Source organism: Marinobacter salarius (assembly GCF_032922745.1).
GTDB lineage: Bacteria > Pseudomonadota > Gammaproteobacteria > Pseudomonadales > Oleiphilaceae > Marinobacter.
Map to the genome: position 1 here is coordinate 1,785,160 of NZ_CP136693.1, position 15,747 is coordinate 1,800,906.

Annotated in this window: 18 protein-coding genes; 8 read left to right on the plus strand and 10 right to left on the minus strand. The window is 57.3% G+C overall.

Features of this window, described 5'->3' with window-relative positions; translation table 11 throughout:
• Positions 1-31: 31 nt before the first annotated feature.
• The 6 genes from fabB to R1T46_RS08225 all read right to left on the minus strand — a co-directional run bounded on the left by fabB (position 32) and on the right by R1T46_RS08225 (position 4,859).
• Positions 32-1,243, minus strand: coding sequence for a beta-ketoacyl-ACP synthase I (gene fabB / locus R1T46_RS08200; RefSeq protein WP_317307949.1), 1,212 nt, complete (start codon positions 1,241-1,243; stop codon positions 32-34).
• Positions 1,244-1,253: 10 nt separating this feature from the next.
• Positions 1,254-1,763 carry a bifunctional 3-hydroxydecanoyl-ACP dehydratase/trans-2-decenoyl-ACP isomerase gene (gene fabA / locus R1T46_RS08205; protein WP_300495179.1) on the minus strand — a complete coding sequence of 170 codons (510 nt, stop codon included), beginning with the start codon at positions 1,761-1,763 and terminating at the stop codon, positions 1,254-1,256.
• Positions 1,764-1,922: 159 nt separating this feature from the next.
• On the minus strand, positions 1,923-2,753 hold the full coding sequence (locus R1T46_RS08210) for an ion transporter (RefSeq protein WP_041334003.1): 831 nt from the start codon (positions 2,751-2,753) through the stop codon (positions 1,923-1,925).
• Between the two features lie 79 nt (positions 2,754-2,832).
• Complete coding sequence (locus R1T46_RS08215) at positions 2,833-3,288, minus strand: EVE domain-containing protein (RefSeq protein WP_317307950.1); 456 nt, start codon at positions 3,286-3,288, stop codon at positions 2,833-2,835.
• A 79-nt stretch (positions 3,289-3,367) separates the two neighbouring features.
• Complete coding sequence (trhA, locus tag R1T46_RS08220; protein ID WP_317307951.1) at positions 3,368-4,057, minus strand: PAQR family membrane homeostasis protein TrhA; 690 nt, start codon at positions 4,055-4,057, stop codon at positions 3,368-3,370.
• 91 nt (positions 4,058-4,148) lie between these two features.
• Entirely contained in the window at positions 4,149-4,859 is a 711-nt protein-coding gene (locus R1T46_RS08225; protein WP_317307952.1) for a Crp/Fnr family transcriptional regulator, read from the minus strand.
• A gap of 147 nt (positions 4,860-5,006) precedes the next feature.
• Between R1T46_RS08225 and R1T46_RS08230 the strand changes: the two genes are divergently transcribed.
• A complete protein-coding gene (locus R1T46_RS08230; RefSeq protein WP_317307953.1) occupies positions 5,007-5,927 on the plus strand; it encodes an AEC family transporter in 921 nt (306 codons plus the stop codon).
• Here R1T46_RS08230 and rrtA read toward each other — a convergent pair.
• The 4 genes from rrtA to thpD all read right to left on the minus strand — a co-directional run bounded on the left by rrtA (position 5,893) and on the right by thpD (position 8,689).
• Complete coding sequence (gene rrtA, locus R1T46_RS08235) at positions 5,893-6,504, minus strand: rhombosortase (RefSeq protein WP_317307954.1); 612 nt, start codon at positions 6,502-6,504, stop codon at positions 5,893-5,895. The two genes, R1T46_RS08230 and rrtA, sit on opposite strands and share 35 nt — an antisense overlap.
• Before the next feature lie 53 nt (positions 6,505-6,557).
• Positions 6,558-7,208 (minus strand): cation transporter, encoded by a 651-nt coding sequence (locus R1T46_RS08240; protein ID WP_317307955.1) that lies wholly within the window; start codon positions 7,206-7,208, stop codon positions 6,558-6,560.
• Positions 7,209-7,288: 80 nt separating this feature from the next.
• A complete protein-coding gene (cadR, locus tag R1T46_RS08245; protein ID WP_317307956.1) occupies positions 7,289-7,741 on the minus strand; it encodes a Cd(II)/Pb(II)-responsive transcriptional regulator in 453 nt (150 codons plus the stop codon).
• 33 nt (positions 7,742-7,774) lie between these two features.
• Positions 7,775-8,689, minus strand: coding sequence for an ectoine hydroxylase (gene thpD / locus R1T46_RS08250; protein ID WP_317307957.1), 915 nt, complete (start codon positions 8,687-8,689; stop codon positions 7,775-7,777).
• Positions 8,690-8,911: 222 nt separating this feature from the next.
• On the opposite strand from thpD, the gene R1T46_RS08255 reads away from it, so the two are divergent.
• The 7 genes from R1T46_RS08255 (at position 8,912) to R1T46_RS08285 (ending at position 15,744) form a co-directional block, all read left to right on the plus strand.
• Positions 8,912-9,505, plus strand: coding sequence for a DUF2845 domain-containing protein (locus R1T46_RS08255; RefSeq protein WP_317307958.1), 594 nt, complete (start codon positions 8,912-8,914; stop codon positions 9,503-9,505).
• 2 nt (positions 9,506-9,507) lie between these two features.
• Positions 9,508-11,196, plus strand: a complete 1,689-nt coding sequence (locus tag R1T46_RS08260; RefSeq protein ID WP_317307959.1) for an HAD family hydrolase — start codon at positions 9,508-9,510, stop codon at positions 11,194-11,196.
• Positions 11,197-11,296: 100 nt separating this feature from the next.
• Complete coding sequence (locus tag R1T46_RS08265) at positions 11,297-12,013, plus strand: response regulator transcription factor (protein ID WP_317307960.1); 717 nt, start codon at positions 11,297-11,299, stop codon at positions 12,011-12,013.
• On the plus strand, positions 12,000-13,469 hold the full coding sequence (locus tag R1T46_RS08270; protein WP_317307961.1) for an ATP-binding protein: 1,470 nt from the start codon (positions 12,000-12,002) through the stop codon (positions 13,467-13,469). The genes R1T46_RS08265 and R1T46_RS08270 overlap by 14 nt, the downstream gene beginning before the upstream one ends.
• A 109-nt stretch (positions 13,470-13,578) precedes the next feature.
• Positions 13,579-14,166, plus strand: coding sequence for a carbohydrate porin (locus R1T46_RS08275; protein WP_407070120.1), 588 nt, complete (start codon positions 13,579-13,581; stop codon positions 14,164-14,166).
• Positions 14,120-14,443: a carbohydrate porin gene (locus R1T46_RS08280; protein WP_317307962.1), complete on the plus strand. Its 324-nt coding sequence runs from the start codon at positions 14,120-14,122 to the stop codon at positions 14,441-14,443. The genes R1T46_RS08275 and R1T46_RS08280 overlap by 47 nt, the downstream gene beginning before the upstream one ends.
• Before the next feature lie 41 nt (positions 14,444-14,484).
• Positions 14,485-15,744 (plus strand): ABC transporter substrate-binding protein, encoded by a 1,260-nt coding sequence (locus R1T46_RS08285; RefSeq protein WP_317307963.1) that lies wholly within the window; start codon positions 14,485-14,487, stop codon positions 15,742-15,744.
• The last annotated feature ends 3 nt before the right edge of the window (positions 15,745-15,747 follow it).

Below are 15,747 nucleotides of genomic sequence, written 5' to 3' on the forward strand. Positions count from 1 at the left end.
GTGCATGCCCCGGCGGTTTGTTGCCTGGTGGTCAGGCTTTCTTGAAGATCAGCGTGCCGTTAGTGCCGCCGAATCCAAAGCTGTTGCTCATCACCAGAGGCAGGTCCACGTTGTCCTGCCGCTCTCTCACGATGGGGTAGCCTTCGGCGCCTTCATCCAGGTTCTCGATATTGGCAGACGGAGCAATAAAGTTCCCCCGTTGCATGATCAGACTGTAGATGGCTTCGTGCACACCGGCTGCGCCCAGAGCATGGCCGCAAAGTGGCTTGGTTGAGCTCAGTGGCGGTATCTTGTCGCCAAAGGTTTCCTTCAGCGCTTTGAGTTCGGTGACATCCCCCGCCGGCGTGCTGGTGCCGTGGGTGTTAACGTAGCTGATCTCGCCATCAACGTTTTTCATCGCCTGCTGCATGCAGCGAATGGCGCCTTCGCCGCTGGGCGCCACCATATCGGCGCCATCAGAGGTTGCGCCGAAGCCGACCAGTTCGGCCAGGATGTTGGCCCCACGTGCTTCTGCATGCTCCAGGGCTTCCAGTACCAGAATGCCGCCGCCACCGGAAATCACGAAACCGTCCCGATCCCGATCATAGGTGCGGGAGGCTTTGCCGGGAGTGTCGTTGTATTTGGTGGAGAGCGCACCCATGGCATCGAACATCAGGCTCAGCGTCCAGTGGATGTCTTCACCACCACCGGCAAACATCACGTCCTGGCGACCCAGCGTAATCATATCGGCGGCGTGGCCAATGGAGTGGGCGCTGGTGGCGCAGGCGGAGGTAATGCCGTAGTTGATGCCGGTAATGCCGAATGCCGTAGCAAGAGAAGCATTGATGGCGCTGCCCATGGTGCGTGGCACACGGTACGGACCTACCCGGCGGATGCCTTTCTCGCGGTGGGTATCGATCGCATCCATCAGCTCGACCGTTGACGCACCACCAGCACCGGTGATGACGCCGGTTGAGTTGGCGCGGATATGCTCTTCCGTCAGTCCTGCTTGCTCAATGGCTTCTTTCATCGCCAGGTAGGTGTAGCCGGAGGCCGGGCACATGAAGCGCATCAGTTTGCGGTCGATCAGTTCCGGCAGATTCAGGTCAATCTGTCCGCACACATGGCTGCGCAGACCGTTGTCCTTGGCTTCCTGGCTAAAGCCGATGCCAGGAATTGAATCCCGCAGGGACCGGGTTACTTCGTCTTGATTGGTTCCGAGGCTGGAGACGATTCCCATGCCTGTAATAACAACACGACGCATTTAATGGCTCCTAGAAGTCATCCGTAGAATTGAACATGCCGACCTTCAGGTCTTTGGCGGTGTATATTTCCCGGCCATCCACTTCCATACGGGCATCGGCGATGGCCATGGTGAGCTTGCGGCGGATGACCCGTTTGATGTCGAGGTGATACCGCACGAGTTTATTCGTGGGTAGCACCTGCCCAGAAAACTTCACCTCACCGCTTCCAAGCGCGCGACCCTTGCCTTCACCCCCGGTGGCTGCCAGGAAAAAACCCACCAACTGCCACATGGCGTCCAGGCCCAGACAACCGGGCATAACCGGATCGTCCACAAAATGAACCTTGAAGAACCAGAGGTCCGGATCAATATCCAACTCGGCAACAATGCTGCCTTTGCCATAGAGCCCGTCGGTTTCGCTGAAATGGGTAACGCGGTCCATCATCAGCATTTCATTGATAGGCAGTCGCATCTTGCCGGGGAAAAGCGTGCCTTGTCCGCAGGCTTCCAGATCGGCCTTGGTAAAGTGATCAGGGGTCATAATGCCAGTGTTCCTGTTACAAAATGGTTTCTTATACTTTAGCTGGTATTACCGCTAAGGCTATTGACCATTGGTTGCAGTTTGCAGTCGGGCACAAATTTTCTGAGGCGATTTTCCACTTCGTCATGGCGAAGCCACCCTGGCCAACGACTCCGGAGGTCAGCGCCCCCCGGATTTTTCGGATACCTGCTTCGTCAGTTCCTGCAACTGTTGCTGAACCGCCTTTAACTGGCGTGCGATCTCGTCCCGTTCATCGTGGGCTTTTTGGGCCTGCTCGGCATTCTGTTCCTCACTCATGACTTCCAGGATCGCCCCGATCATCATGTTGAGGAATACGAACGCTGTCAGGAATATAAATGTCAGATAGTAGAGCCAGCTGAGCGGGTAGGATTCCATCGTCGCATACATCACATCGGTCCAATCCTCGAAGGTCGCCACCCGGAATAACGTAAGCATGGCTATGGCGACATCGCCCCAAAGAGTCTCGTCCACGTCGGCAAAGAACATTGAGCCCATGGCCGCATAAATGTAGAAAATGATAAACATCAACAGGGCGATGTAGCCCATGCGCGGGATGGCTTTCAGAAGAGAGTTGATCAGGAAGCGCAGCTCTGGCACCACAGAGACCAGGCGCAACACCCGGAACACTCGCAACAATCGGCCAAGCAGCACGGCGTCGGAGTTGTCCAGTGGAATAAGGCTGCCAACCACGACCAGTGTGTCGAACAGGTTCCAGCCGTCCATCAGAAAGCGTTTCTTGTTGGGGCAGGCAGCAAAGCGGAACAGGATTTCTATCAGAAAAAATACGGTGATGGCGCTGTCCATCACGCTAAGGGAACCCTCCACCAGCGGCGGTAGCTCGTAGGTCTTCGCGCCAATGGTGAGTGCCGACAGGATGATAATGCCGATAACCACGCTCTGGAAGATCCGGCTGGACTCTATGCGGCGCAGTTGTTCGAATCCGGTTGTAGGGCTTGGTTGGGCAGACATGGGAAAACAGCAACTCCATAACGATCGCGGAGCCTGAATTCTAAAGGGAGTAGGGCGGATTGGGTAGCGGGAACTTTGCTCAGGCGTTGGCGAGTATGATCCGCCACTGTTCTTCAGTAACGGGCATCACCGACAGGCGGTTGCCACGCCTGATCAATGCCAGACCTTCAAGCCCTGGCAGGGACTTGATTTCATTCAGTGTGATCAGTCGTGGCAATTTTTTCTCAAAGGCCATATCCACGGCCTGCCAGCGCGGTTTTTCCGGTGTGCTTTTGGGGTCGTAGTAGGGCGAATCTTCCCGGAACTGGGTCGGGTCCGGATAGGCGGACGTCACGACGCGGACAATCCCCGCCACGCCAATGTGTTTGCAGCTGGAGTGGTAAACAAACACGTCGTCCCCCTCGGCCATTTCCCGCAGGAAATTTCGCGCCTGATAGTTGCGCACTCCGTCCCAGGGGATAGTCTGATCTTTCGCGTTCTCAAAGTCATCGATGCTGCATTCGGACGGTTCGGTCTTGACCAGCCACTTTGCCATTGTTCGGCTCCCGACATAGTGAGGTTATACAGTATAACCAAAATCAGGCTCGTCAGGCCGCTATGGCACGGTCACGCTGTCACAGGGTATGGGGTAGAACGCCGTAGTAGATCGCACTGAAATGCAGGGCGCTTCCGCCGATGACGAACAGGTGCCATATCGCATGCATGTAGGGAATGCGGTCCGCGAGGTAGAAGCCGACACCGGCGGTGTAGACCACGCCACCCGCGATGGTCAGGTAGAGGGCTGTGTCGCTGATGCTCGCTACCAGGTCGGATGAGGCGAAGGTGATCAGCCAGCCCATGGCAACGTAGATACCTACACGTGCCAGCTTGAAGCGGTTCTGGAAGATGACTTTCAGAACCACGCCGGTAGCCGCCAGGGACCAGATGATGGCAAACAGGGTCCAGCCGCTGGTGCCGCGCATGTTGACGAGCAGGAAAGGGGTGTAGGTGCCGGCGATCAGCAGGAAGATGGCGCAGTGGTCCAGGGTTTTGAACAGCGCCCTCAGCCGGGGGTGGCGGGCACCATGGTAAAGCGCTGATGCCAGGTAAAGCATGATCAGGGATGCGCCAAAGATGCTGAAGCTGACGATCTTCCAGACATCACCCAGTTGGCTGGCCGCGACGATCAATGCAATCGTACCGATCACGCTAAGAAGGGCGCCGAGACCGTGGGTGGCGCTGTTCAGCCATTCCTCGATACGGTGATGGACGGATTCTTCGGGGTTCTCGCGAGGTTTCATGGATACCTGGTCAGGTTCTGTCATGACGATACGGTACTTCAGCGTACAGGTGTACGCAATAGACGAAGTGTGACGTGTTGTTCAGCTCGAGCCTGTAAGAACGCTGTTCGATGGATTATCCCGAACTGCGGCCGTTGCCGGTGGCCTTCTTCAGCCTTGAGAAAGTTGCCGGGACCACGCCCAGCCAGGACGCCAACTGGTTGTCCGGGACTCGCTTGATCAGTTCGGGATACTCGTCCAGCAACAACCGATAACGCTCTTGGGCCGGCATGGTTTGCTTGCGGAATTCCCTCATGCTGGTCAACTCGGCGACCTCCTCAGTCAGCACAATGGCAAACTTTTCCCAGGCGCCATCCCCCTGTGCCTGAACAGCAGCACGGAACGCGGAAAAGTCGGCGACCCAGAGGGTAGCGGGGGTAACGGATGTGAGGCACAAGGTGTTGCGGGAGGTTCGGCTTCTGCCAAAGACTGGCCAGATCAAGTCCCCTTCCGTGAAAAAATGGTGGATGGCCACCTTTCCCGTCAGTGATTCCCGGAACAGTCGAAGCACGCCGTGCTGGATCAGGTACACATTACCCCAGGGGCGGTTGTGCCGCTCCAGGTCGGTTTCAGCATCCACCCGGCATTTCTGGAACAGTCCGCCCAGCTCACTGACGAAGCGCTGTTGGGGGTTGTCGCTGTCGTTGCTCAGATGAATGCCAAAACAGTGGCTGAGCCCGCTGAGTAACGCATGGGACTCGGGCGCGGGCTCGTGCCAGATAATATCCCGGTGTCGCTCTGCCAGCATGCATGGAGGCGATGAACTGGCAATTGGTTCCTGTTTCATGGGTACACCTTGGCTGGGTCAGTTTTCGGAGTTTGGCACCTGGATAGATATATTCAAAATAAATTAAACCAGTTTGTCTTAGCGGCTGAATCAATATTCCTGCTGGTGTTAAACTCGGTGCCTTTCTTGCGCTATACCGGAGTCAGCATGGCCGCGGCCCTCGCACTGTTCTACAAATTGCTCCCCCTGTATATCACGGTTGCGTTGGGTTGGATTGCCGGGCGTTATCTCCAGGCCAGCGGCAAACACATCGCCGGCATCATGCTCTACATCGTCACGCCTTCTGTGGTGTTTTCCGGCGTTATGGCGGCACCGCTCTCGACAGAAGTCATCCTGTTGCCATTGCTGGTTTTTACGCTGTGTTCGGTGCTCGGTTATGCGCACATGAGGATTGCCCGCGGGATGATTTCGGACGGCAGTGCCAGTCTTATTCCGTTGTCGGTGGGCACAGGCAATACCGGTTATTTTGGCATACCGGTGGCATTGCTGTTGTTTGGCCAGGAAGGCCTGGCGCTTTATATCGTGTGCATGCTGGGTACGACGCTGTTCGAGAATTCCGTGGGCTTTTATCTGGCCGCCCGGGGACGATACAGCCTCAAGGATTCCCTCGTGAGGGTGGCACGGCTGCCCTCGGTCTATGCCTTCATGTTGGCAGTTATGCTGAACCTGAACGGATTTTCTATCCCGGACGTTTTTACGCCGCTTTTTGATAACCTTCGTGGTGCCTATAGCGTCCTCGGCATGATGATTATTGGCATGGGAATTCTCAGTTTTCGCGGGCTGGCGGGCAACCCGCGCTTTACCGGCCTGGCGTTCCTGGGCAAGTTCGTGTCCTGGCCGCTGGCGGCCATTGTGCTGTGGTGGCTGGATGCCCGTTTCTTCGGTATCTACAACCTCGCCGTCTATCAGGCGATTTTCCTGATTTCCATAACGCCCATTGCCGCCAATACGGTGGTCATCGCCACCCTGCTGGACACTGCGCCGAAGCAGGCTGCAGGCACCGCCTTGCTAAGCACCTTGTTTGCCCTGGCCTTTATTCCGGTGATGGTGGCCCTGGTGATGCCATAACCCGGGGTGCTCGAGACAGGGTAAGCAGGCCGGCTGCCAAGCCGGCAAATGCACCAAGCCAGTGGGACTGGACAATGACTCGGCCACCGACCAAAGGGTTTTCTCCAACAGCCGGATAAAGGAACACTTCTGTTGCCAGCTTTATCAGGAGGAATCCGAGGATGATGAGGCTCCAGCGTGTCTCCGCTCTTATATTATAGAGTGCCGTAAACACCAGGAGTCCGTGCAGGCAGCCTGAAAAGCCCCGGTACCAGTCAAGCTCGGGCGCTGCCAGAAACAGGCCTGATGAGATGGCGAGAGGCGAGAGAACCAGGTAGCTTAGCCAGATCGGCAGCGGTGGGTGCCTTGTGAACAACAGGCCGGTTACCAGGAGTCCTGCCAGGTTGAGTAGCAGGTGGTTCAGGCCGAGGTGAACCCAGTGGCCGGTCAGCAGTCGCCAGTACTCGCCGTCAGGAATACCCTCACGAGACCATTCCAGAGTGCTTGCCGGCCACAGGAAAGCAGCCGCCAGCAGTGCTGCCAGCACCGTGAACCTCTGCCAGTAAGGGAACAGTTGTGGTGATCGTGTGTGGGTCATATGCGGTTCAAGTTTATACAGGTTGTCGCGTCTATAACCACCCCCAGTAAGAGTTATCGGACTTCCGGACTGACGGAATGGGCTGACGCCTGTTTTGCGCCGTCGATGTCCTTGCGGGCATGGCGCACCACGCTGACCCCCGCCGTAATGGCCAGGCCACCCATCACTGTTGCCACGGCCAGGTCGGGCCAGGCGGTACCGGTGCCGAACACCCCCAGCGCTGCGCCCATCACGGCGACGTTACCAATGGCGTCGTTGCGGCTGCACAGCCACACCGAGCGCATGTCAGAATCACCGTCCCGATAGCGGAACAGTATCAGTGCCACGATGACGTTTGCCACCAGTGCCATAAGGCCCACGACCCCCATGGTCAGAGGCTCCGGTGTCATGCCACTCTGAAGTACCCAGATAGCCCGGGCGAGCACGATGACACCGAACACGGCCATGGTAATGCCTTTCACCAGGGCGGCCCGGCCGCGCCAAAGCATACCCATGGAAAGTACGGTCAGGGACAGAACGTAGTTGGCACTGTCGCCAAAGAAGTCGATGGCATCGGCCATCAATGACACGGACCCGGACTGAAGGCTGGCAAAGCCCTCGACCAAAAACATTGCAAGATTGACCCAAAGCGCGATCCACAAAGCCTTTCGAAAGCCCGGAGCGGGGGATTTTGGGTTGGGGGCGGAGCAGCTACTGCAGGCCATGAATACCTCCATTTGTGAGAATGTATTCATTAAAAACCCTATAGTAACTACAGAGTCAAACCGTGCGGTAGAAACGGTGTTCAGCGAGTGCCGTGAGTGCCGGGAATATGGTTGTGGTTGCCGGAAGATGCTTCATGGGCCGGCTCAGAAGTCAGTCCGCCGAGGGTGCCGCACTCGCTGACAGTGCGGCCCTCGGAACAGGCTTGCTGAAGTTGTTGTAGGGTGTCTTCCAGATTGGCCAGTTCCTGAAGACGCTCCCTTACATGGCTGAGATGACGGGCCAGCAAAGCGTCGACTTCGCTGCAATCAGCGTCTGGCTGGTCGGCCAGGCGTATCAGTTCGCGGATTTCATCCTGGGCCATGTCCAGATTACGGCAACGTTTGATGAACAGCAGGCGGTCGAGATGACTTTGCCGGTAATGGCGGTAGCCGCTGGCTTGCCGCTCGGGTGCGGGCACCAGCCCGATTTTTTCGTAGTAGCGAATGGTTTCTACCGGAATGCCTGTGGTTTTCGAGATTTCGCCAATTTTCATGGTTGTTCGCCTGCCGTTTGTCCGCCAAGACCGTTATGGGTTCCTGACCGGCTTCAATGGTTCCAGATTTTTCCGGTTGGCCAGAAATTCAGGCCGTGGTTTATTGCCACAATAGGGCTCTTCCAAGGTATTGTGAACGCTGTTGTAAACGAAAAACAGATTGCTTCGCGGCCAGCACGACATATTCACGTTGGAACCATGCAGTGTGTTGCACTCAAAAATGATTAACGACCCCGGTGGTCCCTTGGGTGCCTCAATGGCGTTCTCGTCCATTAACCGGGTGAGACTGGCGGCGTCTGGAACCCCGAGGTCCTGGCTTTTGAGGGATTCCTTGTAGTTGTCTTCCGGTGTGCGGCCGACACAGGGGATAAAGTACTTCTGGGAACCCGGAATCAGCATCAACGGGCCGTTGAACTCGTTGTTGTCGGTCATCACGATGGAACAACTGAGGCTGCGCATACGCGGCATGCCGTCTTCACTGTGCCAGGTTTCGAAATCGGAATGCCAGTTGAACCCCTTGCCCTTGAAACCGGGCTTGTAGTTGATCCGCGATTGGTGGATGTAGACCTCGCTGTCCAGCAACTGCCGCACGATGTTGAGCAAGTGAGCATCCCGGGTCAGCCGGTCAAAGCGTTCCGAAATGTCATGAATGCCGAAGATGGATCGAATCTCCTCCTTTCCGGGCTCAAGAATGGTGCCCTCGGACAGCTTGAGGTCGTCATCGTCCTCGTAGTCTTTAAGCTCTTTGATAAACCCGTCCATTTCGTCCTTGGAGAAGAAGGAATCAAAAAATAGAAACCCCCTTTCATCGAATTCTCGCACCTGTTTGGCGGACAGTGGGCCGTCCGACAAGCGCTCCGAAGGGGTATGTACCACAGGATCCAGTCGCTCAAACATGCCCAGTTTGCGTTCAAGGCGTGTCGGAAACAGGTCTTGTGGGCGTGACATATGTGTCCTCCTTTTTGCCGTAGGTAACCTGATCCGTTGGGGTTTTAAGATGTATTTCAACCGTTGATATGGAGGAGGCCCTTGAAACATTTTCGAGCAGTGAAAGTTGATTGCCGTGGACAAGACGACGGTTGTTTACGTGTTTTTTTACGATTAACGGGTGCCCAACACCTTTCCATGCTTCTACTATGGAAGGTTAGGAGTTTTTAGGGGAGGACGGGTATGCGTTTTTCGTTATCAAGCAGTGTGCTGATGCTTTTGGTGCTTCCGGGGTTGGCTGCCTTGCCGGGCGCTGCCAATGGTGCCTTTCGTTGTGGCTCCTCACTGGTGGATGTCGGCGACTGGCCGGTAGAGGTGGAAGAGCGCTGCGGTGCGCCGGACTATGTAGCGACCTACCCAACGGCCAGCGTTCCCGGAATAGGTATTGTTGGCGAAGTCGAGCATTGGTACTACAACCCGGGCCCACAGGGATTTATCCGCCGCCTTGAGTTCAGGAACGGCAAGCTCCGGCATGAGCACAGTCTGGGCTATGGCTTCGCCGGCGACAGTGCCGGTGACTGTTCTCCGGCGCGACTTCAAAGTGGTCTCAGCGAATTCGAAATGGTGGCCTATTGTGGCGAGCCGCTTTCCCGGCGGGTCACCTGGGAATCGGTTGGCCGTGGATCAACGGTCCCCGGTCATTACGGTGCCAATCAACTGGTACCTGTGGAAGAATGGCTGTACGAGACCGGGAAGACCCAGTTCCGCCGCATCGTGACGTTGCGTAATGGTCGGGTGGTTCACGTGGAGACCGCCAAGAAACCAATGGGAAACTGATTATGGCCCGATTCAGCGATGGACTGCCCGCACCCTCGGTGCTGATGTTTGACTGGCATGGCACGCTGGTGGATACGCATGACGCCATGTTCAGCGCCATGGAAGAGATGCTGCCACAGTTGGAAGACCTGGGTCTGGTGGACCGGCTGCTGCCCGAGGACAAATGTCGCACCTCAGACGATGCCCGCCTGGTCCGCTACATACGGATCTTTCGGCGGCTGCACCCGCGCATTCTGGCGGAGCGGCGGGTATCTCGTACCGACATTTTCAACGCCATCTTTGGCGACGATAAAGACGCCAAGCTGATTGCCCATAAAGCCTACAACGATTGTTACCGGAAATACTTCGGCAAGGTTCGGCCCTTCCAGCAGGGCGCCTACGAGTACCTGACCGCCATGAAGGAAATGGGTATCCGGCTGGCGGTGTCCACCAACCGCAACCGGGAGTTCCTGGACAAGGAGCTGGGCATGGTGGACGAGGGGCGCTGGCGCAACCTGTTTGACGTTACGGTATGCGCCGACGATGTCACCGAGTACAAGCCCGACCCGGAAGTGATTACCCGCGTGCTGGAGAAACTGGGGCTGCCAGTCGACGAACAGGCCTGGTATGTGGGCGATAGCTACGTGGATATGCTCACGGCCAACCGTGCCGGGGTATCGGGTGTTTTCTACAACGGCGCCTGTTGGGAGCCGGATCGAATTGACAGTTGGTTCAGTTATCGCGACGCTCCGGCCGCCATACTGGACAGCTTCGAAGACCTCATAGACCTGTTGGCGTTGTTGGAACGACATCAGCCAAAGGCGTTTCGGGCCACTCCTGCGGAAGTCCGGCCACGGCCCTACCCGCGTCCGGAACCGCCACAGCCCCGCATTGAGCCGGACTGGCATCCTGCCGTTGTCAGCCTGATCCGCCCGTCGGTGGTGTTGTTCGACTGGCACGCCACGTTGGTGGATACCCTGGACGCGATGTATCACGCGGTGGACGATATGTTCCCGGAATTCGAGGAGCTGGGCCTGGTCAGCCGTATGCTGGCGCCGGAAGACAGCAAGACACCGGAAGATGCCCGGCTGGTGGCTTACGTGCGGGAGTTTGCCAGGCTTCACCCCAAGGTTCGGGCCGACCGAAAAATCTCACGTACTGATATTTTCGAGGTGTTGTTTGGTGACGACCAGGAGGCCAAACAGATTGCCCACAAAGCGTTCAATCGTCACTACCGAGAGCATTTTGGAACGGTAAAAGCGTTTGAACCAAAGGTGCGGGCCGTTCTCGAGGGGCTTCGACGCATTGGCATTCATGTGGGTGTTATTACCAATCGTGACCGGGAGTTTTTCGAGCATGAACTGGCCGCCGTGGAAGACACCGGCTGGACGCATCTGTTCGATGTGGACGTCTGTGGAGACGACACGCCGCTGAGAAAACCTCATCCCGATCAACTTTATCTTGCCGTGCAGAAGCTGGATTACCCGCCAGACCCGAGCGTCTGGTACGTGGGCGACAGCACCACTGACGTCATTGCCGCCAAGCGCGCGGGCATGACGGCGGTGTTTTTCAACGGTGCGCAGTGGGACTTGCCCTGGCTGAACCGGATTTTTCCGGGCACTCACAAGCATCCGGACAAGCCGGATGTGGTGGTCAATGACTTTTCGGAATTCTGGGCGCTGGTGCTGGCCTGCGAAATCGGCCCGCCGTGATCTGTTTCCTGAGGCAGGAGGATAGAGGCGCCGTGTTAAGTATTTGATAACATGCTGTCCTGTTTTTTTAGCTCGTACGAATAACAATAAAGGCTTACGAATGTCTGATGTAAAAACATCGATTCTGGTTGTTGACGACGACCTGGCAATCCGTGAATTGTTGCATGAGCACCTGTCTCGTGTCGGCTACGATGTCATGACCGCGGCCGAGGGCGACAGTATGCGCCGCACTCTGTCAGAGGCACGGATCGATCTGATTGTCCTTGACGTCATGTTGCCGGGCGATGATGGTTTTACGCTGTGCCGGGAGATTCGCGAGCACTCGCAGGTGCCGATCATCATGCTGACCGCGAGCTCGGACGAAACCGACCGTGTGGTCGGCCTTGAAATCGGTGCCGACGACTACCTGGCCAAGCCTTTCAGCGCCCGGGAGTTACAGGCCCGGGTCAAGGCACTGTTGCGACGTTCCGGGTTCAATCGGGCGGACAATCCCCGGTTCGTGTGCTTTGATCGCTGGCGGCTGGACACCCAGGCCCATGAGCTTATCTCGGACCAGGGAGAAGCCACTCCGTTGTCCGGCGCGGATTTTTCATTGTTGCAACTGTTCCTGGCACACCCCAACGAAGTCCTGGATCGTGACACCATTTCCGGCGTTACCCGGGGGCGGGAGTCCATGCCGCTGGACCGGGTGGTGGATGTGGCGGTCAGCCGCCTGCGCCAGCGCTTGGGAGATCAGGGGCGCAGCCCCAGGCTAATCAAGACGGTGCGAGGGGCAGGGTATCTGCTGGCGGCAACGGTGACCCATGGCGCGGAATAATGAGGGGGCCGTAGAAACCGGCCGCAAGGTCTGGCGTCTTGTGCCCTCGTCGCTTCTCGGACGCATCCTGTTGCTGACTCTGCTGGCAATGGGCGTTGCCCAGGTCGCCTCCAGTGTGATCTGGGTAGGCACATTCCGCGCCCAACAGGTGGAGGGCCTGGTGAACACCACCCGCAACCTGGCCTCATCAGCGGCGGCAACGACACAGTTCTTCAAGTCTCTGCCACTGGAATACCGGCATATCGTGCTGGACCAGCTGCGGGATATGGGAGGCTCCCGCTTTTTTGTCTCCCTCAACGACAAACACATCGATATGCGTGCGTTGCCTGACAGTGAACGCAAGCGCCTGGTGACAGACGAAGTCGTGGCGGTGTTGAAAAGCCGGTTGGGCAAATCGATCAATCTGCACGTGGAATTTGTTCACCCCGATGATCTGCGAATACTGAATACCCAGTTGCCATTGGATGCGTTGCCGAAATCCTGGGCTCACTATGCTTTGACACTGGAACCCATCAAACCACCTGTTCTGGTGACCCAGGTGGAGATTGCTACAGGAGAGTGGCTGTACCTGGCTTCGCTGTTGCCGGCGCCCTATGTCTCGCTGGATGATGAAAGCATCCCGGGCCAGCAGATCGTGTTTATCCTGGTGATGATAGGGGTTCTGTTCCCGGTGCTGGCCTGGCTGGTGCGTCGCCAGACCCGACCATTGCACAAGCTGGCCAGGGCAGCGCGGGACCTGCCGCTGGATGAACACCGATCACCATTGAGAGAGCAGGGTAGTGCGGAAATTGTGGCGGTAACCCGTGGCTTCAATACCATGCATCGGCGGCTACAAAGTTACATCAGCGACAGGGATCAGCTGTTCCGCGCCATCTCCCACGATCTGAAAACCCCGATAACCCGGCTTCGCCTGCGCGCCGACCTGATTGACGATGCCGACATTCGCGAGCGATTCGAGAGCGACCTTCAGGAGCTGGAATTGCTGGTGAAGGGGGCCTTGCAGGGTATGAAGGACACCGACATCCATGAAAACGTGGAGTTGGTCGATATTGACGGCATGTTACGGCGAATGGCGGAAGCGTATGGAGGAGAGAGCCCGCGGGTAGTCGTGGAAGGAAACTGCGCGGCTTATCGCGGCAAACCACTGGCGCTCAAACGATGCCTGGGTAACCTGGTGGACAATGCCGTCAAGTATGGGGACTCTGCGACCATCAGTGTGGAGGACTCCCCAGAGCAGTTGACGATCCACGTCAGGGATTACGGGCCGGGTATTCCGGAGGTCGAACTTGGACGGATTTTCGAGCCTTACTACCGCCTGGGTCAGGAGCATCGGCGGGGTCATGGGCTAGGTCTTGGTATAGCCCGTAACATTGCCCAAAGCCATGGTGGCGACCTTGAAATAGCGAATTGGCCAGGCGGTGGCCTGGACGTCACCCTCACGCTGCCCCGACATTGAGGTGGCATGTAACAACCGTGTTACATCGGCCTTTCAGTTTGATACGTTCCTCCCCGAGGTATTGCCATAGACTCCGATATTGCTAATACAACAAAAACAAGGAGTCATAATGAATACCCATAAAACGTATCGTTCTGCCCTGATCCTGGGCGCCAGGCCCCTTCACAGACTGACAGCCGTCGTAAGCGTGGCGTCGTTGGGATTGTTCGCCGGCCAGGCGTATGCCCAGGAGAGCGTGGAAGAACGCCTGTCCGCCCTGGAGCAACAATTGGCTGAGGTCGAACCCCATGCCAAAGGTGAGCAGGGCTTCTCCTTCAATACCTACGCCCGTTCCGGACTGCTGCTCAACAGCGATGGTAAAAGTGCTCCCGGCGGCCCCTACCTGACCCCCGCTGGCTCTGTTGGTGGGGCCGTGGGTCGGCTGGGTAACGAGCCGGATACCTATCTCGAAGCCATCCTTACCGCCAATAATTATTTCGGCAACGTGCAGTGGCTGATCAATGGTATGTCTGCTGCGGATAACGATGAGCGTGTCGTAGGGGGCGTTATGGAGGCCGTTGACTCAGGTGTGCAAACCATGCTGGCCTACCACGGCGATCATGGCGGAAACCAGCAAAGACCGTTATGTGGAAGGGGACGAGTACCAATGGTTGACCTTCAACACCCGCCTGGCCAACGAACTGGGCGCCAACTTTGAGATGCAGTACGAAGCCTCCTGGCAGGTGATGGACCTGCAAACGGAAGGCTACGAAGGCCGTGGTGACGTGGATGGCGACTACGCCCGCTTTACCATCGCCCCGACCTTCAAGCCCCAGGTAGGCGGCTTCTGGAACCGCCCGGAAATTCGGGTTTTTGCCAGCTACTCCACCTGGGATGACGAGCTAAACCGCTACGACGGTGGCGATGCCCTGGGGCAGGAAGACTTTGGCGGCAGCCAATGGACCTTTGGCACCCAGATGGAAGTCTGGTTCTAAGCCTGACAAACGTCTCCACGACAAGAATAAGGAGTCATTATATGAAATCGTTCAAACGTCATCTTACAGCTCTGGCGGTCTCTGCCGCCCTGATGCCAACAGCGGCCGTTCAGGCCGGAGAGGTTGAGGTTCTGCACTGGTGGACCGCTGGTGGGGAAGCGCGCGCTGCGGCCGCCCTCAAGAAAATGATGGAAGAGCAGGGCCACACCTGGAAAGACTTTGCCGTGGCCGGTGGCGGTGGTGAAGCCGCCATGACCGTCCTGAAAACCCGCGCCGTCTCCGGCAATCCGCCCGCCGCCGCCCAGATCAAGGGCCTGGACATTCGTGAGTGGGCGGAACTGGGCTTTCTGACCAGCCTGGACAGCGTCGCGGAAGCGGAGAACTGGGATCAGCTTATACCGCCGATGATCTCCGACGTTATGAAATACGAAGGAAAGTACGTGGCTGTGCCGGTCAACGTACATCGGGTGAACTGGTTGTGGGTGAATCCAGAGGTCATGAAGGACGTCGGTGTCGAGGTTCCCACCACGCTGGATGAGTTCTTCGAGGTGGCCGACAAACTCAAGGCCGAGGGTTACATTCCCCTGGCGCATGGTGGCCAGCCGTGGCAGGACGCAACGGTGTTCGATGCCGTGGCACTTGCCGAGCTTGGCCCCGATGATTACCGCAAGGCCTTTGTCGACCACGACATGGACGTGATCAACAGCGCCAAAATGGAAGAGGTCTTTGCACAGTTCGCCAAGGTCATGAGCTACGTGGATGACGATGCCGCGGGCCGAGACTGGAACACCGCCACCGGTATGGTCATTCGCGGTGAGGCCGCCATGCAAATTATGGGCGACTGGGCCAAGGGTGAATTCACCGCCGCAGGTCTGACGCCAGGAGAGGATTACGTCTGCGCGCCGGCTCCAGGCACAACCGGGCAGTTCACCTTCAACGTGGACTCATTCGCCATGTTCACGCTGTCCGAGGAAGAGGACATCAAGGCACAGAAGGATCTCGCCCGAACCATCCTGGAACCGGAATTCCAGACCCTGTTCAACCAGAACAAGGGCTCAATCCCGGTTCGTACCGACATGGACATGAGTGATTTCGATACCTGTGCCCAGGCGTCGATGGATACCTTCAAGTCCAGCGCGGATGACGGCGGTCTGGTGCCAAGCTTCTCCCACGGCCTGGCGACCACCAGCTACATCCAGGGCCAGATCTTCGATGTGGTCACCAACTTCGTAAACTCCAACAACCCGGACCCGGCAAAAACCACGGACCAGTTGGCAGCCGCCATCAAGTCCGCCATGTAATGC